At 72.0% G+C, this 21,882-nt stretch carries 18 protein-coding genes; 12 read left to right on the top strand and 6 right to left on the bottom strand.

The window, feature by feature from the left end; translation table 11 throughout:
* The first annotated feature begins 152 nt into the window (after positions 1–152).
* Positions 153–1,292 carry a glycosyltransferase family 4 protein gene (locus OG562_RS08215; protein ID WP_266395430.1) on the top strand — a complete coding sequence of 380 codons (1,140 nt, stop codon included), beginning with the start codon at positions 153–155 and terminating at the stop codon, positions 1,290–1,292.
* Between the two features lie 55 nt (positions 1,293–1,347).
* Here OG562_RS08215 and OG562_RS08210 read toward each other — a convergent pair whose 3' ends face one another.
* The 3 genes from OG562_RS08210 to OG562_RS08200 all read right to left on the bottom strand — a co-directional run bounded on the left by OG562_RS08210 (position 1,348) and on the right by OG562_RS08200 (position 6,316).
* A complete protein-coding gene (locus OG562_RS08210; RefSeq protein WP_266395428.1) occupies positions 1,348–3,000 on the bottom strand; it encodes a PucR family transcriptional regulator in 1,653 nt (550 codons plus the stop codon).
* A 41-nt stretch (positions 3,001–3,041) separates the two neighbouring features.
* On the bottom strand, positions 3,042–4,424 hold the full coding sequence (locus OG562_RS08205; RefSeq protein WP_266395425.1) for an FAD-binding oxidoreductase: 1,383 nt from the start codon (positions 4,422–4,424) through the stop codon (positions 3,042–3,044).
* An 89-nt stretch (positions 4,425–4,513) separates the two neighbouring features.
* Positions 4,514–6,316, bottom strand: a complete 1,803-nt coding sequence (locus tag OG562_RS08200; RefSeq protein ID WP_266409102.1) for a glycoside hydrolase family 15 protein — start codon at positions 6,314–6,316, stop codon at positions 4,514–4,516.
* Between the two features lie 519 nt (positions 6,317–6,835).
* Between OG562_RS08200 and OG562_RS08195 the strand changes: the two genes are divergently transcribed.
* The 11 genes from OG562_RS08195 (at position 6,836) to OG562_RS08145 (ending at position 19,950) form a co-directional block, all read left to right on the top strand.
* Positions 6,836–8,518 (top strand): CTP synthase, encoded by a 1,683-nt coding sequence (locus OG562_RS08195; RefSeq protein WP_266409100.1) that lies wholly within the window; start codon positions 6,836–6,838, stop codon positions 8,516–8,518.
* A 125-nt stretch (positions 8,519–8,643) separates the two neighbouring features.
* On the top strand, positions 8,644–9,270 hold the full coding sequence (locus tag OG562_RS08190) for an NUDIX hydrolase (RefSeq protein WP_266395423.1): 627 nt from the start codon (positions 8,644–8,646) through the stop codon (positions 9,268–9,270).
* Between the two features lie 270 nt (positions 9,271–9,540).
* Positions 9,541–11,775, top strand: a complete 2,235-nt coding sequence (locus tag OG562_RS08185; RefSeq protein ID WP_266395421.1) for a tetratricopeptide repeat protein — start codon at positions 9,541–9,543, stop codon at positions 11,773–11,775.
* Positions 11,776–11,910: 135 nt separating this feature from the next.
* Positions 11,911–13,035, top strand: coding sequence for an alanine dehydrogenase (gene ald / locus OG562_RS08180; protein ID WP_266395418.1), 1,125 nt, complete (start codon positions 11,911–11,913; stop codon positions 13,033–13,035).
* Between the two features lie 436 nt (positions 13,036–13,471).
* Positions 13,472–14,608 carry a ParA family protein gene (locus OG562_RS08175; RefSeq protein WP_266395415.1) on the top strand — a complete coding sequence of 379 codons (1,137 nt, stop codon included), beginning with the start codon at positions 13,472–13,474 and terminating at the stop codon, positions 14,606–14,608.
* The gene (locus tag OG562_RS08170; protein WP_266395412.1) at positions 14,593–15,174 is read left to right on the top strand and encodes a hypothetical protein; all 582 of its coding nucleotides are present in this window, start codon (positions 14,593–14,595) and stop codon (positions 15,172–15,174) included. The genes OG562_RS08175 and OG562_RS08170 overlap by 16 nt, the downstream gene beginning before the upstream one ends.
* Positions 15,175–15,192: 18 nt before the next feature.
* Positions 15,193–16,320: a ScpA family protein gene (locus OG562_RS08165; protein WP_266395409.1), complete on the top strand. Its 1,128-nt coding sequence runs from the start codon at positions 15,193–15,195 to the stop codon at positions 16,318–16,320.
* Complete coding sequence (scpB, locus tag OG562_RS08160; RefSeq protein ID WP_266395407.1) at positions 16,313–16,942, top strand: SMC-Scp complex subunit ScpB; 630 nt, start codon at positions 16,313–16,315, stop codon at positions 16,940–16,942. Before OG562_RS08165 ends, scpB begins: the two co-directional genes overlap by 8 nt.
* Complete coding sequence (locus tag OG562_RS08155; protein WP_266395405.1) at positions 16,942–18,036, top strand: pseudouridine synthase; 1,095 nt, start codon at positions 16,942–16,944, stop codon at positions 18,034–18,036. The genes scpB and OG562_RS08155 overlap by 1 nt, the downstream gene beginning before the upstream one ends.
* A gap of 175 nt (positions 18,037–18,211) precedes the next feature.
* Entirely contained in the window at positions 18,212–18,931 is a 720-nt protein-coding gene (locus tag OG562_RS08150) for an NUDIX domain-containing protein (RefSeq protein WP_266395403.1), read from the top strand.
* Entirely contained in the window at positions 18,928–19,950 is a 1,023-nt protein-coding gene (locus OG562_RS08145) for an ADP-ribosylglycohydrolase family protein (RefSeq protein WP_266395401.1), read from the top strand. The genes OG562_RS08150 and OG562_RS08145 overlap by 4 nt, the downstream gene beginning before the upstream one ends.
* A 21-nt stretch (positions 19,951–19,971) precedes the next feature.
* Here the strand turns inward: OG562_RS08145 and OG562_RS08140 are convergent, their stop codons facing one another.
* Genes OG562_RS08140 through OG562_RS08130 form a run of 3 tightly spaced genes read right to left on the bottom strand, consistent with a single transcriptional unit; the run spans position 19,972 to position 21,674 of the window.
* On the bottom strand, positions 19,972–20,397 hold the full coding sequence (locus OG562_RS08140) for a Rieske (2Fe-2S) protein (protein WP_266395399.1): 426 nt from the start codon (positions 20,395–20,397) through the stop codon (positions 19,972–19,974).
* Positions 20,394–20,975 (bottom strand): DUF6529 family protein, encoded by a 582-nt coding sequence (locus OG562_RS08135; RefSeq protein ID WP_266395397.1) that lies wholly within the window; start codon positions 20,973–20,975, stop codon positions 20,394–20,396. The genes OG562_RS08140 and OG562_RS08135 overlap by 4 nt, the downstream gene beginning before the upstream one ends.
* Before the next feature lie 48 nt (positions 20,976–21,023).
* Complete coding sequence (locus OG562_RS08130; RefSeq protein ID WP_266395394.1) at positions 21,024–21,674, bottom strand: hypothetical protein; 651 nt, start codon at positions 21,672–21,674, stop codon at positions 21,024–21,026.
* Positions 21,675–21,882 lie beyond the last annotated feature (208 nt).

Here is a 21,882-nt window from a genome sequence, read left to right as displayed (position 1 = left end):
GGGGTGCCCGCGCGCTCGGCGGCACGGAACACCCGTACGTGCTGGCATCCTTGGGCGTAGTACGTGGAGGACGTCAGCGGTCCACCCCTCCGCTCCGTCCTTCTGTACGTTTCTTCGTGACCGTCCGTCGCCGAACCAGGAGCCCGGGCCACGTGAGCAGCCACTCACCGCACGGCCAGTCGTCGCTGCGCACCGTGCAGGTGCTGGGCGGCGGCAACGCCGGCAGCAGCACGCATGTGCGCTCCCTGGCCGCCGGGCTCGTCGCACGGGGCGTGCGGGTGACGGTGTGCGCCCCTGTCGACGCCGATCACGCCTACGACTTCACGGGCGCCGGCGCCGAACACGTGCACGTGCCGCGCAGCAGCGACCCCGGGTCCGTGGCGGCGCTGCGGGCGGCCTGCACGGACGCCGACCTGGTCCATGCGCACGGGCTGCACGCCTCGTTCCGGGCGGTCCTCGCGCTCGGCGGGCGCCGTACCCCGCTGGTCGTCACCTGGCACAACCGGGCGCACGCCGAGGGAGCCCGCGCCCATCTGCTGCGGCTGTTGGAACGGCGGGTCGCGAAGGCGGCCACCGTGGTGCTCGGCACCACCTCCGACCTGGTGGACCGGGCCCGCCGCACGGGCGCGCGGGACGCGCGGCTCGCCGCCGTGGCGCTGCCCGGGCCCCGCCGGGCCGTGGGACAGGCCGAGGGGCAGGAGGACGCCGATCAGCCGTGCCCCAAGATGCGGGCCGAACTCGGCGCGATGGGCAGGCCGTTGCTGATGGCGGTCGGCTCCCTCGACCGCCATCGCGGCTACGACCTGCTGCTGGACGCCTCGCGCGCATGGGGCCGGCGGGAGTCCGTGCCGCTGGTGGTGATCGTGGGGGAGGGGCCGCAGCGGGCGGAGCTCCAGCGCCGGATCGAGGACGAGGAGCTGCCGGTGCGGCTCATCGGGCGCCGGGACGACGTCGGGGAGCTGCTCGCCGCCGCCGACCTCGCGCTGCTGCCGGGCCGCGGGGAGTCGCGGTCGGTCCTGGCCCAGGAGGCGTTCCACGCGCGCGTGCCGCTCGTCGCGGCCCTGACCGGCGGCATCCGCGAACTCGTCGGCGACGCGGCCGAACTCGTGCCCCCCGACGACGCGCAGGCTCTCTCCGAGGCCGTCGTACGGCTGCTGGACGATCCCGAACGGTGCGCGCTCCTGCGGGACCTGGGCAGCCGTCAGGCCGCCACCTGGCCCACCGAGGACGAGACCGTCGCCCAGGTCCTCAGCGTCTACGACGAGCTGACCCGGCCCCAGCCGATGATCTGACCGGGCCCCGGCCGACGAGCTGAGCCGGGCCGCGAGCCGTCACGGGCCGACACGCCTACGGCACGTGCCGCCGGGCCCGCAGGGCCAGGCTCAGCGCCAGGACCGTCTGGGGGTCGTCGAGGTCGGTGCCCAGCAACTCGCCGATGCGGGCGAGGCGGTTGTAGAGGGTCTGCCGGTTCAGGTGCAGCTCACGGGCGGTCTCCGCCTTGCGGCCCGCATGGGCCAGATAGGTCTCCAGGGTGGGCAGCAGCGGGGGCTTCGCCCGCTGGTCGTGGTCGCGGACCGGGCCGATCGCGCGGTCCACGAAGGCCGCGAGGTCGGGGTGCTCGCGCAGCCGCCACAGCAGCAGGTCGATGTCGAGGCGGCGGGCGTCGTACCAGGGGCGGTCCGACAGGCCCTGGGCGGCGGCCGCGGTCTCCGCCGCGTGCCGCAGGCCCGCGGAGGCGGCCGCCCAGCCGCCCGCGACCCCGACGACCACGACCGGCGGCTGCGCTCCCGGGCGCTGCATCCCGGCCCGTTCCACCCCGGCCCGCAGCGCCGCCGCCACCCGGTCCGCGACCGCCGACCGCTCCGACTCCGAGCGCAGGCCCAGCAGCAGGGGCACCCGCCCCTCGACCGGCCGTACGCCCAGCAGCACCGGCACGCCCACCGACGCCAGCTCCTCCGCCACCGCGCGGGCCAGCACCGCCCAGCCGCCGCCCGGGGAGCCGGTGTCGCCCAGCCGCATGACGACCGGGAGCAGCGGGCTCTGGCCGGGCTTGAAGCCGAGGACGCGGGCCTGCGCCGGAGCGTCCTCCGCCGCGATGCGGCCCTCGGCGAGGTCGGTCAGGAAGTCGCCCCGGCCGCGCGCCGCCAGCTCCTCCTCCTGGCGGGCCTGCATCAGCACCACGGCCAGGATCCCGGCCGCCCGCTCGGCGGCGATCCGGTGCACCGGTGCGAGCGGGGAGCGCACGGGCAGCAGGACGAGCCGGGCGCGCACCGAACCCGCCCCCGGCCCGCCCCCGGGCACGTCCACCAGCACCGAACCGGCGGGCGGCGGCGCGTCCTTGTGCGGGCCGCGCAGCCCCTCCCACACCTGGAGGGGATCGGCTCCCTCGGGGCCGGACCCGGCGGCGTACAGGAGCTGGCCGTCCGTCGTCTCCAGGAAGACCGGGTTGCCGCTGAAGTCCGCGAGGATGCCCAGCACCTGGGGGATCCCGCCGCCGCCCAGCAGCGCCTCCGTGCAGCGGCGGTGCACCTCCTCCGCGCGCTGGAGCAGGGCGTAGTGCCCGTTGACGATCTCGGTGTGGATCTCCTCCGTCACCGCCACGAAGGGCACCTCGCGGTGCAGCTGGACCAGCGGCAGGCCGGTCGTGCGGGCCGTCTCGACGAGGGCCGCGGGCAGCCGGGTGAAGCGCGGGCCCAGTTCGATCACCAGGGCGGCGATGCCCCGCTCGGCCAGGGTGCGCACGAACGCCCGCTGTTCGGCCGGACGGGTGCCCAGGCCGTAGCCGGTGGTCAGCAGCAGCTCGCCGCCCTTGAGCAGGGAGGCGATGTTGGGGACCTCGCCCGCGTGCACCCAGCGCACCGTGCGGCCCAGCCGGTCGGCGCCCGCAAGGATCTCGGGGAGCCCGCTGCGCAGCCCGGGCAGCTCCAGGGCGCGCTGCACGGTGATGCCGGCGGCCTGGTTGTCGAATCGGTGGTCCGTGCGGGTGTCGCGGCTGTCCATGCTGCGGACGCTACCTGCGGATACGTTCCGGGAACATCTCCTCAGGCCGGCCTGATGTTGTGGTTGAAGCGGAACACGTTGTCGGGGTCGTACGACCGTTTCACGTCCGCGAGCCGCCGCGCGTTCTCGGCGCCCAGGCCCGCCACGATCCGGTCGGCGCCCTCGTCGCCGATGAAGTTGAGGTAGACCGCGCCCGTGCTCCACGGCCGTACGTCGGCGCGCACGTCCCGGACCCACCGTATGCACCGCTCGTCGTCCCCCGGGTCCTCCCAGAGCCCGAACGGGTGCACGCCCCAGGGCGCGTCGCGGTAGGGCACCGGGTACTCGTGCGGGCCCGCGCCGATCGCGCCGCCCTGCGGGAACAGCGCGTGCATCGTGCCGGTCGGCGTCGGCAGGGACTCCCCGAGGGCGCAGTAGACGTCCACGAAGTCGTCGGGCGCGCCCGTCAGGTACTCCGCCGACCAGTAGTTCCGCATTCCCGGCGGATCGTCGAGCATGCACTGGACCTCGGCGTACGGCATCGCCCCGACGACCTCCACCTCGTGCGGCAGTGCCAGCAGCGGTTCGGCCAGCTTGCGCAGGTCCGCCTCGGCGCCGGCGTACGTCAGCAGCGCGCCGCACAGCAGGGCCCCGACCAGGTGGGGCGGGACGAACTCCGCGGGCGGGCCGGTGAGGTAGAGGGCGGCGCCGCTCGCCTCGTCCGGGCCGACGGCGATCACGTCGCGGTAGGTGCGGGTGACCTCGGGGCCGAACTCCGGGAGGTACAGCAGCAGCGCGATGGAGAACTCGGGCATCTCGTGCAGCTTCAGGGTGAGCGCGGTGGCGACGCCGAAGTTTCCGCCGCCGCCGTGCAGGGCCCAGAACAGGTCGGGGTGGTCGTCCGCGCTCGCGTGGACGCGCTCGCCGTCGGCGGTGACCAGGTCGACGCCGAGGAGGTTGTCGACGGCCAGTCCGAAGGGGCGGTCCAGCCAGCCGGTGCCGCCGCCGAGGACGAAGCCGCCGACGCCGGTGGTGGAGGCCCGGCCGCCGGTCGTGGCGAGGCCGTGGGGCGCGCAGGCGCGGTCCAGGTCGCTCATCGTGGCCCCGCCCGCGACCTGTACCGCCTCGGCCGCGGGATCGACCGTGACCGCGCGCAGATGGCGCAGGTCGACCACCACGGCCCCGTCGCCCAGCGCCATGCCCGCCACGCTGTGCCCGCCGCCGCGCACCGCGAGGGGCAGGTCCAGGTCACGGGCGAAGCGCACCGTCGTGACGACGTCGGCCTCGTCCACGCACTGGGCGATCACCGCCGGACGCCGGTCGATCATCGCGTTGAAGACCGCGCGGGCCTCGTCGTAGCCCACGTCCCCCGGGGCGAACACGTCGCCAACCAGATTTTCGCGGAGCGCGGCGAGTGCCGCGCCCGCCTTCGACGGGGAGGCCATGAGGCGCCCCCTTCCGTGCAGGGGCTCTGACCTATCCAGCCTAGGCGTGCGCGGCCCGGCGGTCCTGTTCAGCCGTGGTGCGGGATGGCTCAGCCGCCGTACGCCCCCGATGCCGTCAGGCGCAGGGCCGTGTCGATCAGGGGGACGTGGCTGAAGGCCTGGGGGAAGTTGCCGACCTGGCGTTGCAGGCGGGGGTCCCATTCCTCGGCGAGCAGGCCGAGGTCGTTGCGCAGGGACAGCAGCTTCTCGAAGAGCTTGCGAGCCTCGTCCACCCGGCCGATCATCGCGAGGTCGTCCGCCATCCAGAACGAGCAGGCCAGGAACGCGCCCTCGTCGCCGGGCAGGCCGTCGACGCCCTCGTCGCCGCCCGAGGTCGGGTAGCGCAGGATGAAGCCGTCCGTGGTGGACAGCTCGCGCTGGATCGCCTCGATGGTGCCGATGACGCGCTTGTCGTCCGGGGGCAGGAAGCCCATCTGCGGGATCAGCAGGAGCGAGGCGTCCAGCTCCTTCGAGCCGTACGACTGGGTGAAGGTGTTGCGCTCCTTGTCGTAGCCCTTCTCGCACACGTCCCGGTGGATGTCGTCGCGCAGTTCGCGCCACTTCTCCAGCGGGCCGTCCGCGTCGCCGGACTCGATCAGCTTGATCGTGCGGTCGACCGCGACCCAGGCCATGACCTTGGAGTGCACGAAGTGCCGGCGCGGGCCGCGCACCTCCCAGATGCCCTCGTCCGGCTCGTCCCAGTGGTCCTCGAGGTAGCGGATCAGCTTGAGCTGGAGCAGGGAGGCGTAGTCGTTGCGGGCCAGGCCGGTCATATGGCCGAGGTGGAGGGCTTCGGTGACCTCGCCGTACACGTCCAGCTGGAGCTGGTGCGCCGCGCCGTTGCCGACCCGGACGGGGCCGGAGTTCTCGTAGCCGGGCAGCCAGTCCAGCTCGGCCTCGCCCAGCTCGCGCTCGCCCGCGATGCCGTACATGATCTGCAGGTTCTCGGGGTCGCCGGCGACGGCCCGCAGCAGCCATTCGCGCCAGGCGCGGGCCTCCTCGCGGTAGCCGGTGCGCAGCAGCGAGGAGAGGGTGATGGCCGCGTCCCGCAGCCAGGTGTAGCGGTAGTCCCAGTTGCGGACGCCGCCGATGTCCTCGGGCAGGGAGGTGGTGGGCGCGGCGACGATGCCGCCGGTGGGGGCGTACGTCAGGGCCTTGAGGGTGATCAGCGAGCGGATCACCGCCTCACGGTAGGGGCCGTGGTACGTACAGTGCTCGACCCACTCGCGCCAGAACTCCTCGGTCGCCTCCAGCGACTGCTCGGGCTCCGGCAGCGGCGGCGGCTGCTTGTGCGAGGGCTCCCACGAGATCGTGAACGCGATCCGGTCACCGGGGGCGACCGTGAAGTCCGCGTACGTCGTCAGCGACTTCCCGTACGTCTCGGCGGTGGTGTCGAACCACACCGAGTCGGGGCCCGCGACGGCCACCGTGCGGCCCTCGTGCTTGTGCACCCAGGGGACGACCCGGCCGTAGGAGAAGCGCATCCGCAGGGTCGAGCGCATGGGGACGCGGCCCGAGACGCCCTCGACGATCCGGATCAGCTGGGGCGCGCCGTCACGCGGGGGCATGAAATCGGTCACTCGGACCGTGCCGCGCGGCGTGTCCCACTCGGACTCCAGGATGAGCGAGTCGCCGCGGTAGGTGCGCCGGGCGGCCCGCGGCGGCTGCGCGTCGGAGGCGTGCGCGGGGCCCAGCCGCCAGAAGCCGTGTTCCTCGGTGCCCAGCAGACCGGCGAAGATCGCGTGTGAGTCGAAGCGGGGCAGGCACAGCCAGTCGACTGTGCCGTCCCGGCAGACCAGGGCTGCGGTCTGCATGTCTCCGATGAGTGCGTAGTCTTCGATGCGCCCGGCCACGTGCAACTCCAGTCGAACGGCCACGTCACCCCCATGGAACATATGGAACATGGGGGCTGTCGCTAGTGCGGTCAAGGGGTCGTTGTAATGCGTCGTTGAGCGATGAAGCAAAGCAGTCGCTCGGCCGTAGAGGCAAAACGTCAATTGTTGCTCAACGAACTGACGAGCTCTCATTGTTCCGGTGGGATACGGGCGGGGGTGTGCCGTCTTTCCGACCGGGCTCGGCAGCGAGTGTCCGAGCAGGATACGACGCACGTAGATGATCTGCGTGCCGCTCCGGGCAACCCGGGTGGGCCGATCGGGTGAGCGAGCCGTGAGAAACACGTGCGGGGGCGCGGGTCCGTGTCGACACATGTGCGGAGCGTGGTCGGAAGCCATCCCGTTCAGGCGCTGATACCCTGGTAGCCCGTGGACCGGTGGGCACGAAACCCCCGAACCGCAGCGACGGCGCCCCCGGAGTTTCCGGGCCCGCAGCCGCACCGCACCCCAGACCGCGACCACGGGAGCCCCCTCTTGGCCATGCCGCCCGCTGCTTACCGAAACAGCACCGCCACGACGACCAAGCACATCTTCGTCACCGGGGGTGTCGCCTCCTCGCTCGGCAAGGGCCTCACCGCCTCCAGCCTCGGCATGCTGCTCAAGGCCCGCGGCCTGCGCGTCGTGATGCAGAAGCTCGACCCCTACCTCAACGTCGACCCCGGCACGATGAACCCCTTCCAGCACGGTGAGGTGTTCGTCACCAACGACGGCGCCGAGACCGACCTGGACATCGGCCACTACGAGCGTTTCCTCGACCGTGACCTCGACGGCTCCGCCAACGTCACCACCGGCCAGATCTACTCCACGGTGATCGCCAAGGAGCGGCGCGGCGAGTACCTGGGCGACACCGTGCAGGTCATCCCGCACATCACCAACGAGATCAAGCACCGCATCCGCCGTATGGCGACGGACGAGGTGGACGTCGTGATCACGGAGGTCGGCGGCACGGTCGGCGACATCGAGTCGCTGCCGTTCCTGGAGACCGTGCGCCAGGTCCGCCACGAGGTCGGCCGCGACAACGTCTTCGTCGTCCACATCTCCCTCCTGCCCTACATCGGCCCGTCCGGCGAGCTGAAGACCAAGCCCACCCAGCACTCGGTGGCCGCGCTGCGCAACATCGGCATCCAGCCCGACGCGATCGTCCTGCGCTGCGACCGAGAGGTCCCCACCGCGATCAAGCGGAAGATCTCCCTGATGTGCGACGTCGACGAGGCCGCCGTCGTGGCCTGCCCGGACGCCCGCTCCATCTACGACATCCCCAAGACCGTGCACGGCGAGGGCCTGGACGCCTACGTCGTCCGCAAGCTCGACCTGCCCTTCCGCGACGTGGACTGGACGACCTGGGACGACCTCCTGGACCGCGTCCACAACCCCGACCACGAGATCACCCTCGCCCTCGTCGGCAAGTACATCGACCTCCCCGACGCCTACCTCTCCGTCACCGAGGCCCTGCGCGCCGGCGGCTTCGCCAACAAGGCCCGCGTCAAGATCAAGTGGGTCACCTCCGACGACTGCCGGACCCCCGCCGGCGCCGCGGCCCAGCTCGCCGACGTCGACGGCGTCTGCATCCCCGGCGGCTTCGGCGACCGCGGCGTCCTGGGCAAGGTCGGCGCGATCCGCTACGCCCGCGAGAACAGGATCCCGCTGCTCGGGCTGTGCCTGGGCCTGCAGTGCATCGTCATCGAGGCCGCCCGCAACCTCGCCGACATCGCGGACGCCAACTCCACCGAGTTCGACTCGGCCACCGCCCACCCCGTCATCTCCACCATGGCCGAACAGCTCGACATCGTCGCCGGCGACGGCGACATGGGCGGCACCATGCGCCTGGGCATGTACCCCGCCAAGCTCGCCGAGGGCTCGATCGTGCGCGAGGTGTACGACGGCAAGGAGTACGTCGAGGAGCGGCACCGGCACCGCTACGAGGTCAACAACGCCTACCGCGCGGAACTGGAGAAGAAGGCGGGCATCCTGTTCTCCGGCACCTCGCCGGACGGCAAGCTCGTCGAGTACGTCGAGTACCCGCGCGACGTCCACCCCTACCTCGTCGCCACCCAGGCCCACCCCGAGCTGCGCTCGCGGCCCACGCGCCCGCATCCGCTCTTCGCCGGACTGGTGAAGGCGGCGGTCGAGCGGAAGGTCGCGGCACAGAAGATTTCCGAGTAACACACCGGTTGTACGGTGGCCGGGGCGCATTCCTTCAAAGGCGAGCGTCCCGGCTGCTTTTTTTACGTGTGGCTCTTGCGTCTGGTTCTGCGCGGGAGGCCTCTGTACGGGTGGAAGGACAGGGCATGACGATCAAGGACACCCCCGAGGCGTGGGAGATCCGGGCCACGGAGACCCCCTTCGTGGGCAACAAGACCTCCGTCCGCACGGACGAGGTGGTCATGCCCGACGGTTCGGTGGCCCGCCGCGACTACCAGGTCCACCCCGGTTCCGTGGCCGTCCTCGCCCTCGACGAGGAGGACCGCGTCCTGCTCATCAAGCAGTACCGCCACCCCGTACGGCAGAAGCTGTGGGAGATCCCGGCCGGTCTGCTCGACGTGCCCGGCGAGAACCCGCTGCACGCCGCTCAGCGCGAGCTGTACGAGGAGGCGCACGTCAAGGCCGAGGACTGGCGGGTGCTGACCGACGTGTACCCCACCCCCGGCGGCTGCGACGAGGCCGTGCGCATCTTCCTGGCCCGAGGTCTGTCCGAGGCCGAGGGGCTGCGCTTCGAGGTCGAGGACGAGGAGGCCGATATGGAGCACGCGCGCGTGCCGGTCGGCGAGCTGGTCCGGGCCGCCCTCGCGGGCGATGTGCACAACACCTGTCTCGTGGTCGGCGCCCTCTCCCTGGTCGCCGCGCGCGGCGGGGACGGTCTCGACGCGCTGCGCCCGGCGGAGGCGCCGTGGCCGGCGCGTCCGTTCGATGCGTGAACCCTTCAGACGCACTTCCTTCAGACGCGTCCCTCAGACGCATTCCCTTCGTGCGTGATCTCTTGGCGCGCGTTCTCTTCGCGTGATCTCTTCGCGTGATCTCTTCTCGGACGGGTGCGGTGTGACGATCGCCTGATCCGATCGGGGGACGTCCCGGCCGTCCTCCGTCGCGCTCCGCCCGGAACGTCGCAGAGCGTGAACTAGGCTCTGGAATCGCCCGATCCGGAGTCCCGGGGGGCTTTGTGCGTGCGTGGGACGGGAGTGTGGCCCGTGACGGATCAGGCAGTGGACACAGGCGGCGTGCAGCTGTCCGGACACGCTGCGACGCAGGGCCATTTCCTGGGCCGCACCCGGGAGTTGAAGGAACTGCGCGCCGATATCGAGCGCGCGGGACTGGACACCATCGCCGGCAAGAAGGCTCCCCGCGCGCGGGTGCTCCTCATTGCCGGCCGACCCGGCTCCGGGCGTACGGCGCTCGCCGAGGAGCTCGTCCGGCAGGTCGCCGACCGTTACCGCGACGGCGTCCTGCGCGCCCGCCTCGGCGAGCCGGACGGCACCCCCGTCCCCGTGGAGCGGGCCGCCCGCGAACTGCTCGCCGCGCTCGGTCTGCCGACCCCGGCCGGCGCCGACGAGGACGACCTCGCGGCGGCCCTGCGCGAGGCCCTCGCCGACCGGCGCATGCTGATCCTGCTGGACGACGCGGCCGGCGCCGAACAGGTCGACGCGCTGCTTCCGGACACTCCGGAGTGCCTCCTCGTCGCCGTCTCCGCCGGTCCGCTCACCGGCATCTCGGACGTCCGCCCCTGCACCCTGGGCGGCCTGGACACCAAGTCCGCCCTCGATCTGCTGACCCGCTTCACCGGCTCGGTCCGCATCACCGTCGACCCGCGCTCCGCCGAGGGCCTCGTCGAGGCCTGCCAGGGCCAGCCCGCCGCGCTGACCCTGGCCGGCGGCTGGCTCGCCGCCCGCCCCCAGGCCGCCGTCGCCGACCTCGCCAAGCAGCTGCACGCGGAGGGCGACGAGGGCACACCGCTCAGCCGGGTCTTCCGCCTCGTCCACGACGCGCTGCCCGCCCCCGCCGCCCGGATACTGCGACTGCTCAGCCTCGCCCCGGCCGGCCTCGTCGACCCGCACACCGCCTCCGCGCTCGCCGGCTGCTCGGTGGGCGCCGCCCGCACCACCCTGGACGACCTCACCGTCCGGGGCCTGCTGCGGGCCGTGCGGTCGCCGCTGCCCGAGTACGAGGTCCCCGGCTGTCTGCAACCCCTGCTGCGCGCCGCCGCCGAGACCCATGAGCGCCCCGCCGAGCTCCAGCTGGCCCGCGCCCGCATGCTGGAGCGGACGGTACGGCTGCTGCAGGCCTGCCGGGCCATCACCGAGACGGACAGTCCGCAGGCCCGCGAGAAGCTCCAGGGCATGCCCCGCGCCCTGCACTTCCCGACCCCGCGCGCGGCCGCCGACTGGCTGCGCATCCGCCGGCCGGCCCTGCTCGCCGCGGCCCGGACGGCGGTCGCCGACGGGGAGCTGGACACCCTGGCCCGTCGGCTGATGTCCCAGCTGGTCAGGGCGATGGTCGCGCACTTCGGCACCCAGGCGGCGGCGCCCGACCTGTACGGCGTCCACCAGCTCGTCCTCGATGTCGCCGAGCGCCGGGAGCTGCCCCGGGAGCGGGCCGCGGCCCTGCTGAACCTGGCCGACGTCGACGCCCGGACCGGGCGCACGGCGGAGGCCCTGGTGCGCTACCGGGCGGCCTTGGACGCCGGACGCGAGGCGAACGACCCGTACGCGATCGGCCGCGCGATGGAATCCGTAGGCGGCGCGCATCTGGAACTCGGGGACTACGAGCGGGCCGCCGACTGGTTCGGCCGGGCCCTCGCCCAGCGCCTGGCCCGCGACGAGCGCGAGGACGCGGCCCGGCTCTACGGGCGCATCGCCACCGCGCACACCTATGCGGGCCGCTACGGCGAGGCGCAGCGCGGCTGGCGGGCCGCGGCCGCCGGGCACCGCAAGAACGGCGATGTCGCCGCGTACGCACGGGCGTTGAGCGAACTGGCGCGGGTCCAGGAGTACGCGGGGCGGCCCGAGGAGTCGCTGCGCACCTGCCAGGAGGCGGTGGAGTGGGCGCGGCGCGCGCAGGACACGCGGCTGCAGGCCGCGGTGCAGCTGCGGCTGGCCGACACCCTGGAGCGGCTCGGCGACCCGGCGGCCGCCCGCCTGCACCGCGGCGCGGCCGAGCGCATCCTGGGGGAGGAGCTCAAGGACGGTCTTCAGGACGGTCTCCAGGACGGTGATGCCATGGCGGATGCCACGTCAGGCCGCGAGGCAGGCCCCGAGGCAGGCCCCGAGGCAGGCCCCGAGGCAGGCCCCGAGGCGGGTTCCAAGGCAGGTTCCCAGGCGGGCCCCGATTCCGGTTCCCAGGCGGGTTCCGAGGCTGATTCCAAGGCGGAACAGCCGGAACACGGCGCTAACGCCTACGAAATCCGTAGTACATCCGCTGAAGATTGATGCATTGAAAGGCTAGACAGCGGGAACACCTTCATTAGACTGGCTCTGCCGCACCTTCTCCTGCGGTGTATCCCGGTGTGCCCATTGCATCCGGTTATGTCTTGCCATGCCCCCACACCCTCTGAGCCAAGGACCGTGATCGACGTGAAGGTCGGCATCCCCCGCGAGGTCAAGAACAACGAGTTCCGGGTGGCCATCACCCCCGCCGGTGTGCACGAGCTGGTGCGCCACGGCCACCAGGTCGTCGTCGAGCGCGGCGCCGGCGTCGGCTCGTCGATCACGGACGAGGAGTACCTGTCCGCCGGGGCGCGGATCCTGGAGACCGCCGACGAGGTCTGGGCCACCGCCGACCTGCTGCTCAAGGTCAAGGAGCCCATCGCCGAGGAGTACCACCGGCTGCGCAAGGACCAGACGCTCTTCACGTACCTGCACCTGGCCGCGTCCAGGGAGTGCACCGACGCCCTCCTGGAGTCCGGCGCCACCGCGATCGCCTACGAGACGGTCGAGCTGCCCAGCCGCGCGCTGCCGCTGCTCGCCCCGATGTCCGAGGTCGCCGGCCGCCTCGCCCCGCAGGTCGGCGCGTACCACCTGATGCGCGCCAACGGCGGCCGCGGCGTCCTGCCCGGCGGCGTCCCCGGCGTCGCGGCCGGCCGGGCCGTGGTCATCGGCGGCGGGGTCTCCGGCTGGAACGCGGCGCAGATCGCCATCGGCATGGGCTTCCACGTGACCCTGCTCGACCGCGACATCAACAAGCTCAAGGAAGCCGACAAGATCTTCGGCACCAAGATCCAGACGGTCGTCTCCAACTCCTTCGAGCTGGAGAAGGCCTGCCTGGAGGCCGACCTCGTGATCGGCGCCGTCCTGATCCCGGGCGCCAAGGCCCCGAAGCTGGTCACCAACGAGCTCGTCTCCCGCATGAAGCCGGGGAGTGTCCTTGTCGACATCGCGATCGACCAGGGCGGCTGCTTCGAGGACTCCCGTCCCACCACCCACGCCGAGCCGACCTTCCCGGTCCACGGCTCGGTCTTCTACTGCGTCGCCAACATGCCCGGCGCGGTCCCCAACACCTCGACCTACGCGCTCACCAACGCCACGCTGCCCTACATCGTCGAACTCGCCGACCGGGGCTGGGTGGAGGCGTTGCGCCGCGATCCCGCGCTGGCCAAGGGTCTCAACACCCATGACGGCAAGGTCGTTTACCGCGAGGTCGCCGAGGCCCACGGCCTGGAGCACGTGGAGCTGGAGTCCCTGCTCAGCTGAGTCTGTCGACTAAGTTCCTTTGCGGTAAAAGGCGATGCTCCCCCGATCCCCCCTTCGCTCGATCGGGAGGACCCCACCGCAGGTCGTCAACACCGCACACCCGGCCGGACCTTGCCCGACAAGGTCCGGCCGGGTGTGTGTATGGTCACTTTGCGGCACTCGGCCAACTCGCCTCGAACGTAACTCTTCGACCGATTCGTGCACCGGTGAAACCTGCCGTGCGACGGCCGTACGCCCTTGACAGCGGGATGTTTCATTGCCGACACATCGGGCCGGGTCCGGCGGATTGTGTTGCTGCGAACGCCCGACACGCCATAGAGTCGCCGACTGTCGGCATGGTGCCACGCTGACCTTGTCTAGAAGTTTCCTGGTCACCAAGGAGGTAAGACGACTTGTGAATGAGTCGACATTTGCTCCCGGGGGTGGTCAACCAGGAATGCCTACGCGGGACCAGGGTTCCGCGAGGCTCGAGGCTGTCGGCTCCGTCGCTGTCCGCACCTTCGCAGCCCACCAGAGCCAGAGAAGCCCCCGTATGGCTCAGACAGCACCCCAGAGCATGGATGGCCATCACGTGAACGCCATGGCCGGCGACGGAAGTGGCGCGCCCCACAACCATTTCGCCGACTACGACGAACTGCCCGAAGGGCACTTCTACGACCCCGACGCCGAATACGAGCCGGACCCGGAGTACGCGGCCACGCTCGCGCCCGACGCGGCCCGACAGCGCCGTGAGCGCGTCGGTCCGACCGGACGCCCGCTGCCGTACTTCCCGATCCCGGGCCCGCTGACCCACCACGGCCCCGCGACGATCATCGCGATGTGCAACCAGAAGGGCGGCGTGGGCAAGACGACGTCGACCATCAATCTGGGCGCCGCTCTCGCGGAGTACGGACGTCGGGTGCTGCTCGTGGACTTCGACCCGCAGGGCGCGCTGTCGGTCGGTCTCGGCGTCAATCCGATGGAGCTCGACCTCACGGTCTACAACCTGCTCATGGAGCGGGGCATGTCGGCCGACGAGGTCCTGCTCAAGACCGCGGTTCCCAACATGGACCTGCTGCCGAGCAACATCGACCTGTCGGCGGCGGAGGTCCAACTGGTCTCCGAGGTCGCGCGCGAGTCGACGCTGCAACGGGCCCTGAAGCCGCTGATGGACGACTACGACTACATCGTCATCGACTGTCAGCCCTCACTCGGCCTGCTCACCGTCAACGCGCTGACGGCCGCGCACAAGGTGATCGTGCCGCTGGAGTGCGAGTTCTTCGCGCTGCGCGGTGTGGCCCTGCTGACCGAGACCATCGAGAAGGTCCAGGAACGGCTCAACCCGGAGCTGGAGCTCGACGGGATCCTGGCCACGATGTACGACTCGCGCACCGTGCACAGCCGTGAGGTGCTCGCACGGGTCGTCGAGGCCTTCGACGACCACGTCTACCACACGGTCATCGGGCGCACGGTCCGCTTCCCGGAGACCACGGTCGCCGGTGAGCCGATCACCACGTACGCCTCCAACTCCGTCGGCGCCGCCGCCTATCGCCAGCTCGCCAGGGAGGTGCTCGCCCGGTGTCCCGCCGAGTGAGTCTGCCGGGGGCCGACGAACTCTTCCGTACGACAGGGGGAATGGCGCTTCAGCCGTCCGCACCCCGGCGCCCCGCAGGCGGCGAGGGCCGGGTGCCCGCTCCGGCGGGCGAGAGCGACGGAGCGGCCGCCGCGGACGCTCCGCCGTCCGTGCCCGTACAGGGCGGGGACGGCGAGGGCGCGGAGCATGTGGCGGCCGACGCCGATCACGCCGACTCCGGCGAGTCCCACAGCCGGGGCGTCGCCGGGGAGCGCGGTCCGCGCCGTCAGGGGGCGCAGGAAGGTTCTGTCTCCCCCGCCGCCGCGGCCGAGGCCCAGTCGCGCAAGCGCGGCCGGGCGGCGTCGCGGCGGCCCAGCGGCCGCGAGCGGCACGACGAGAAGATCACCGTGTACGTGTCCGCCGAGGAGCTCATGGATCTGGAGCACGCCCGTCTGGTGCTCCGCGGCGAGCACGGACTGGCCGTGGACCGGGGCCGGATCGTCCGCGAGGCGGTCGCCGTGGTCCTCGCCGACCTGGAGAGCCGCGGGGACGCGAGCATCCTCGTACGACGACTGCGCGGGCGGTAGCGGTAGCCTGCGGGGGCCATGACCTCGAACGACGTTCCCGGCCCCGGTCCCGCCTCCGGCGCAGGCGGCGGCCGTCGCCGTGCGCTGGGGAGGGGGCCGGGGGCATCGCCGGTTCCCGTCCCGGACGGGGTGCCGGAAGTGCCGGACACGGCGCCGGCGGTGCCGGAACCTGTCGTTCCGGAATCCTCTGCTCCGGAATCCTCTGCTCCGAAATCCGCCGCTCCGAAATCCGCCGCTCCGGAGTCCACCGATCCGGAGCCCGTGGCCACGGCCCCCATCGCCGTCGCCGAGCCCTGTGGGCCACGTGAGCCCCGCGAGCCGAATGACGGGGTCTTCAAGGTCCGGCTCGCCAACTTCGAGGGGCCCTTCGATCTGCTCCTCCAGCTGATCTCCAAGCACAAGCTGGACGTCACCGAGGTCGCACTGTCGAAGGTCACCGACGAGTTCATGGCGCACATCAGGGCGATGGGCCCGGACTGGGACCTGGACCAGACGACCGAGTTCCTCGTCGTGGCCGCCACGCTGCTCGATCTCAAGGCGGCCCGGCTGCTGCCCGCCGCCGAGGTCGAGGACGAGGCCGACCTGGCGCTGCTCGAGGCCCGAGACCTGCTGTTCGCCCGGCTGCTCCAGTACCGCGCGTACAAACAGGTCGCCGACGTCTTCACCGCGAAGCTCGACGCGGAGGCCCGCCGCTACCCGCGTACCGTCGGCCTCGAACCGCACCACGCCGAGCTGCTGCCCGAGGTCGTCATCAGCATCGGCGCGGAGGGCTTCGCGAAGCTCGCCGTGAAGGCGATGCAGCCCAGGGCCAAGCCGCAGGTGTACGTCGACCACATCCACGCGCCGCTGGTGAGCGTGCAGGAGCAGGCCGGGATCGTCGTCGCACGGCTGCGGCGGCTCGGGCAGGCCAGCTTCCGCACGCTGGTGGCGGACACCGACGACACCCTCACCGTCGTAGCGCGCTTTCTGGCGCTGTTGGAGCTGTACCGGGAGAAGGCCGTCGCGCTGGACCAGGAGATCGCGCTGGGGGAGCTGCTGGTGCGGTGGACCGGTGGGGACGGGGACGCGCAGCCCAGGGTCACCGACGAGTTCGACCGCCCGCCCGAGGAGCCCGAGAGGCCGGAGGAGGAGAAGAAGCGTGAATGAGCAGACCGTCGCCGATCTCGATCTCAAGCCGGCCCTGGAGGCCGTGCTCATGGTCGTGGACGAGCCCGCGACCGAGGACCACCTCGCGAAGATCCTCCAGCGGCCCCGGCGGCAGATCGCGGACGCCCTGCGGGAGCTGGCCGACGAGTACACCGTGCAGCGGCGCGGTTTCGAGCTCAGGCCCGTCGCGGGCGGCTGGCGGTTCTACACCCGGCCCGAGTACGCGGCGGCCGTCGAGGGCTTCGTGCTGGACGGCCAGCAGGCCCGGCTCACCCAGGCGGCGCTGGAGACGCTGGCGGTCGTCGCCTACCGTCAGCCGGTGAGCCGTAGCAGGGTCTCCGCGGTGCGCGGAGTGAACTGCGACGGCGTGATGCGGACCCTGCTCCAGCGCGGTCTCGTCGAGGAGGCGGGCGCGGAACGCGAAACAGGTGCGATCCTGTATAGGACGACGAACTACTTTCTGGAGCGGATGGGCCTGCGAGGCCTGGACGAGCTCCCGGAGCTCGCGCCCTTTCTCCCCGAGGCGGAGGCGATCGAGGCCGAGACGCTGGAAGGGGTCCCGTCGTTCGATCCGGACGCACCGGACGCAGATGCAGACGACACGACGACGACGGAACTTTGATGCGAAGCAGTGGCAGCGGCAATGGCAGGAACAGCGGGCGCGGCAAGCCCCGGGGAACCGGTGGAGGCGGCTCCCAGCCGAAGGGCGGCGGAGGGCGCGACGACAGGCCGAAGCGCCCGGGCAAGCCCCGTCCCGAGGAGCGCCGCTACGACGTAGGGCCGAGCGGGACCCACGAGGGCCCGAAGTCCGGGCGCGGCGCGTCCGCGCGCGGCGGCGCCAAGGGCGGCCCCAAGCAGGGGCAGGGCACCGGGCGCGGCCGTTCGGTCCCGGCGACCTCCCGCGAGTACGAGGCGCGGGCCGAGGAGCGCAACCGCGAGCGGTACGCGGGCAAGAAGGACGTCAAGCCGCCCAAGACCTTCCCGGGCGCCGAGCAGGAGGGCGAGCGGCTGCAGAAGATCCTCGCGCGTGCCGGCTACGGCTCCCGGCGCGCCTGCGAGGAGCTGATCGAGCAGGCGCGGGTCGAGGTCAACGGCGAGATCGTGCTCGAGCAGGGCAAGCGGGTCGACCCGCAGAAGGACGAGGTCAGGGTCGACGGTCTGACCGTCGCCACCCAGTCGTACCAGTTCTTCTCGCTGAACAAGCCGGCCGGCGTCGTCTCGACGATGGAGGACACCGAGGGACGTCAGTGCCTCGGCGACTACGTGACCAACCGGGAGACGCGGCTCTTCCACGTGGGGCGGCTCGACACCGAGACCGAGGGCGTCATCCTGCTCACCAACCACGGCGAGCTGGCGCACCGGTTGTCCCACCCCCGGTACGGCGTGAAGAAGACCTACCTCGCGCACATCGTGGGCCCGGTCCCGCGCGACCTGGGCAAGCGGCTGAAGGACGGCATCGAGCTGGAGGACGGCTACGCGCGCGCCGACCACTTCCGCGTCGTCGAGCAGACCGGCAAGAACTACCTGGTCGAGGTGACCCTGCACGAGGGGCGCAAGCACATCGTGCGCCGGATGCTGGCGGAGGCCGGCTTCCCGGTCGACAAGCTGGTGCGCACCGGCTTCGGCCCGATCACCCTGGGCGACCAGAAGTCGGGCTGGCTGCGCCGGCTGTCCAACACCGAGGTCGGCATGCTGATGAACGAGGTCGATCTCTAAAGAGCGATCTCTAAGGGGCGATCCCTAAGGGCCGATCTCTAGGAGTCGATCTCTAGGGCGGATCTCCAGGAGTCGTTTTCCAGGGGCAGTTGGTGGTATTGACCGCCGCCGAAGGCTTGTGCTGGACCGCACCCCCTTTTTATAGTCGTGATGACTATAAAAAGGGGGTGCGGTCGTGAAGGGCTACGACAAGCACGCCCACGAGCCCTTCGCCGTCACCGTCGACCTCGCCGTCCTGACCCTGCGCGAAGGCGCCCTCCACGTCCTGCTCGTCGAGCGCGGTCAGCAGCCGTACGCCGGCTGCTGGGCGCTGCCCGGGGGCTTTGTGCGGCCCGACGAGTCCGCGGAGACGGCCGCCCGCCGCGAGCTGGCCGAGGAGACCGGCCTCACGGACGTCTCCGGCCTCCACCTGGAGCAGCTGCGCACCTACAGCGAGCCCGGCCGCGACCCCCGCATGCGGGTCGTCTCGGTCGCCTTCGCCGCGCTGCTGCCCGACGCGCCCGAGCCGCACGGCGGCGGCGACGCGGCCCAGGCCCGCTGGCTGCCGTACGACGACGCGGCGCCGCTCGCCTTCGACCACGACCGGATCCTGGCCGACGCCCACGACCGGGTCGGCGCCAAGTTCGAGTACACCTGCCTCGCCACCGCCTTCTGCCTGCCCGAGTTCACCCTCGGCGAGCTCCAGCAGGTCTACGAGACGGTGTGGGGCACCGGGCTCGACCGTCCCAACTTCCGCCGCAAGGTCCTCGCCACCCCGGGCTTCGTCGAGCCCGTTCCCGGCGCCGCCCGCCTCACCGGCGGACGCGGCAAACCGGCCGCTCTCTACCGCGCCGGCGCCGCCGCCGCGCTCCATCCGCCTCTGCTGCGACCGCCCCGGGAAGGACGATCCGCATGACCGCCACGACCACCGTCAAGAAGCGCGCCGCGACGGGGGCCCTGCTGGGCCTCGCGCTGGGGGACGCGCTCGGCTTTCCGACCGAGTTCAACGACATCCCCTCGATCCTCGCCAAGTGCGGGCCGTGGCGGCAGATGGAACTGCCCAACCGGGCCTTCGTCTCCGACGACACACAGATGACGCTGGCGCTGGGACGGGCCATGCGTACGGCCATGGACCGGGGGCTGCTGGTCCCGGAGGGGCTGGCGCGGCCGCTGCGCAAGGAGTTCGTGGACTGGTACCGGTCGCCGGACAACAACCGGGCGCCCGGACGGACCTGCCTGACCGCCTGCGAGCTGCTGGAGGACGACAGGCGCCTCTGGCAGGACGCCAGCCAGATCGGCTCCAAGGGCTGCGGCGCCAATATGCGCGTCGCGCCCCTCGGCCTCGCTCCCGGCCTCAGCGACGAGCAGCGCGCCGGCGCCGCCCAGCTCCAGTCCGGCCTCACCCACGGGCACCCCACCGCGCTCGCCGCCTCCGACCTCACCGCGCACGCCGTACGGCTGCTCGCGCAGGGCGCCGAGCCCGCCGGGCTGGTCGGGCTGCTGCGGTCGTACGCCCGTGACAGCCGCACCCGGTACTACCACCGCTGGCTCGGCGACCTGTGGACGCGCAGCCACGACGCGACCCCGGAGGAGTTCATCGCGCGCGGCTGGGACGAGTGCCTGGGCGTCCTGGACCGCCTCGAGGACGCGCTGCGGGACCCCTCGCCCGAGACCGACCCGTGTCTGGCCACGGGGGCGGGGTGGATCGCCGAGGAGGCCCTGGCGACCGGGCTGCTGTGCTTCCTGCTCTTCCCCGACGAGCCGGTGACCGTCCTGCGCCGGGCCGCCTGCTCCTCCGGCGACTCCGACTCCCTCGCCTGTCTGGCGGGCGCGTTCGCGGGCGCGTACGCCGGGGCGGACGCCTGGCCCACGGCGTGGGCGGACCGGATCGAGTACCAGGGGGAGCTGGTGACGCTGGGGGCGCTGTGGGACTAGCGGGCAGGGTGGGGGCGGCGGTCACGCCAGTTTGATGGTGCCGCCCTGCACCGTGATCTGCTCGGCCGGCAGCGGGCTGGGGGCCGGGCCGCCCGCGACGGAGCCGTCGGCGATGCGGAACTTGCTCTTGTGGCAGGGACAGTTGATCGTGCCGTCGGCGACGCTGCCGACCGTGCAGCCCTGGTGGGTGCAGACCGCGGAGAAGGCCTTGAAGTCGTCCTTCGCCGGCTGCGTGACGACCACCTTCTGGTCCTTGAAGATCTTGCCGCCGCCGACCGGGATGTCGGCCGTCTTCGCCAGTTCCTCTCCGGCGGAGGCCTTCGGGGAGTCCTCGGACGAGGACGACGAGGAGCTGTCGCCGCCGTAGTTGCTGCACCCCGCGGCGAGCGCCGCTGCCGCGCCGCCCGTCGCCAGGAGAACCGTGCGCCGTTTCGCGGGGAGGGTCATGTCGTCACTCCGAACGTGCGGAAGAACCAGAGGGCGGAAGTGAGCCAGATGATCGTGAGCACGGCGAAGACGAGTCCGCCGACGATCGGCAGCAGCCATCCCGGGAGCCGCTCCCAGCGCAGCAGCAGCATCTTGGCGCTGAAGGCGCCGAAGAAGAAGCAGCCCAGGACGGAGTGCCACACAACGCGCGTTTCATATGTCTGATAGCCAAGCGCGTACAGACAGTGCACCGCAACCGGGACCGTGATCAGAAAGGCCGCACGGCCGGACCAGCGGTGCAGCGTCCCGGACCAGCTCGGGCCCGGCAGCTTCCCGTAGAGCATCAGGGCCGAGACGACCTGGACCAGCGCGAAGAAGACCGCGGCCGTCGCCAGCCAGGACTTCACCGCGCCCGTGCTGCTGAAGCCGGCCAGATTGAAGGCGGTGCCGGCCGGGTCGTGGACCTTGCCGTACACCCCGAGGGCCACCGCCACCGCGGCCGCGACCAGGGCCGGGACGAGGTATCGGGCGGGGTGGGGCGCCGGCGCGGGGCGCGAGGGCGGGAAGCTCTGGGTGGCGGCGTTCGGGTCGACGGTCATGGTGGCTCCCTGGGAAAAGGAGGTCAGGGGGTCGAGGGGGACAGGGGGTCAGGGGGTCGCGGGGCGGGCCGTGAGCTGCTGTCCGTCGACCGTCACCGCGCCGGTCTCGGGGTCGATGCGGGGCGCGGGCGAGGGTTCGCCGTCGCGGGTGACGATGCCCACCTGGGTGCCGTCCTTGAGGATGATCCAGCCGCCGTCGATCTTCGCGGAGCGCACGGTGGCCGTCGCCCGCCACAGCCCGGACGGCTTCTTCGCCCTGTCCGCGGTGAACGCCTGGTGCGTGCCGCCGACGTCGACCGTGCCGCTGATCCGCCTGCCCTCCTCGAGCGTGCCGTCCAGCCGCGCGCCGTCCTTCCCGGTGAGCCGCAGGGCGCCGTCGTCCTCGACGTCGCCCTTCAGCCAGGACTCCTTGGTGTGCCCGTCGCAGAAGTACGCGATCGCCTTGCCGTCGCGCAGGGACACGGCGATCGCGGCCGAGTCGTCCTTGGTGCGGCCGGCGTAGTCGGCGTCGGGAACCGAGGTGCGGGAGGGCGAGGGCGTGGGGGACGGCGGGGCGCTGGTCTTCGGCGACGGGGCCGGGGACTGCGACACGGTGGACGAGGCCGCGTTCTTCGTCCCCGTCGTCGCGTTGAGCGTCAGCAGGAACAGGCCGAGCACCAGTCCCGCGAGAAGGGTGAGCAGGGGTCCTGGACGCTTCATGCCGGGCCTTCCCCGAGAGGCGGGTGTCCTGCCGTCAGATTGACATGAGAGCGCAGGCCGCACCCGGCGTAAAGGGGGCGTACGGGGGTGTTTCCGTCTCGGCGTCGCCTCAGCGTCCCCCCTCGGCGCCCCCTCGGCGTCTCCGCGGTGTCGCCTCGGCGTCCCCGTCTCAGCGGGCGGGCGGCGCGCACCGGTCCGACGCGGGCTG

It is taken from the genome of Streptomyces sp. NBC_01275 (genome assembly GCF_026340655.1).
Taxonomy (GTDB): Bacteria; Actinomycetota; Actinomycetes; order Streptomycetales; family Streptomycetaceae; genus Streptomyces.
The sequence above is the reverse complement of the archived record's forward strand: the minus strand, read 5'-3'. Positions and strand labels throughout refer to the sequence as shown.

What these genes read in the sequence shown, in the direction of transcription:
- OG562_RS08210 (WP_266395428.1), bottom strand. Translation starts at nt 3,000, where the DNA reads ATGGACAGCCGCGACACCCGCACGGACCACCGATTCGACAACCAGGCC.
- OG562_RS08195 (WP_266409100.1), top strand. Translation starts at nt 6,836, where the DNA reads ATGCCGCCCGCTGCTTACCGAAACAGCACCGCCACGACGACCAAGCAC.
- OG562_RS08135 (WP_266395397.1), bottom strand. Translation starts at nt 20,975, where the DNA reads ATGACCGTCGACCCGAACGCCGCCACCCAGAGCTTCCCGCCCTCGCGC.
- OG562_RS08145 (WP_266395401.1), top strand. Translation starts at nt 18,928, where the DNA reads ATGACCGCCACGACCACCGTCAAGAAGCGCGCCGCGACGGGGGCCCTG.
- OG562_RS08175 (WP_266395415.1), top strand. Translation starts at nt 13,472, where the DNA reads ATGCCTACGCGGGACCAGGGTTCCGCGAGGCTCGAGGCTGTCGGCTCC.
- OG562_RS08165 (WP_266395409.1), top strand. Translation starts at nt 15,193, where the DNA reads ATGACCTCGAACGACGTTCCCGGCCCCGGTCCCGCCTCCGGCGCAGGC.
- OG562_RS08155 (WP_266395405.1), top strand. Translation starts at nt 16,942, where the DNA reads ATGCGAAGCAGTGGCAGCGGCAATGGCAGGAACAGCGGGCGCGGCAAG.
- OG562_RS08140 (WP_266395399.1), bottom strand. Translation starts at nt 20,397, where the DNA reads ATGACCCTCCCCGCGAAACGGCGCACGGTTCTCCTGGCGACGGGCGGC.
- OG562_RS08205 (WP_266395425.1), bottom strand. Translation starts at nt 4,424, where the DNA reads ATGGCCTCCCCGTCGAAGGCGGGCGCGGCACTCGCCGCGCTCCGCGAA.
- OG562_RS08130 (WP_266395394.1), bottom strand. Translation starts at nt 21,674, where the DNA reads ATGAAGCGTCCAGGACCCCTGCTCACCCTTCTCGCGGGACTGGTGCTC.
- OG562_RS08190 (WP_266395423.1), top strand. Translation starts at nt 8,644, where the DNA reads ATGACGATCAAGGACACCCCCGAGGCGTGGGAGATCCGGGCCACGGAG.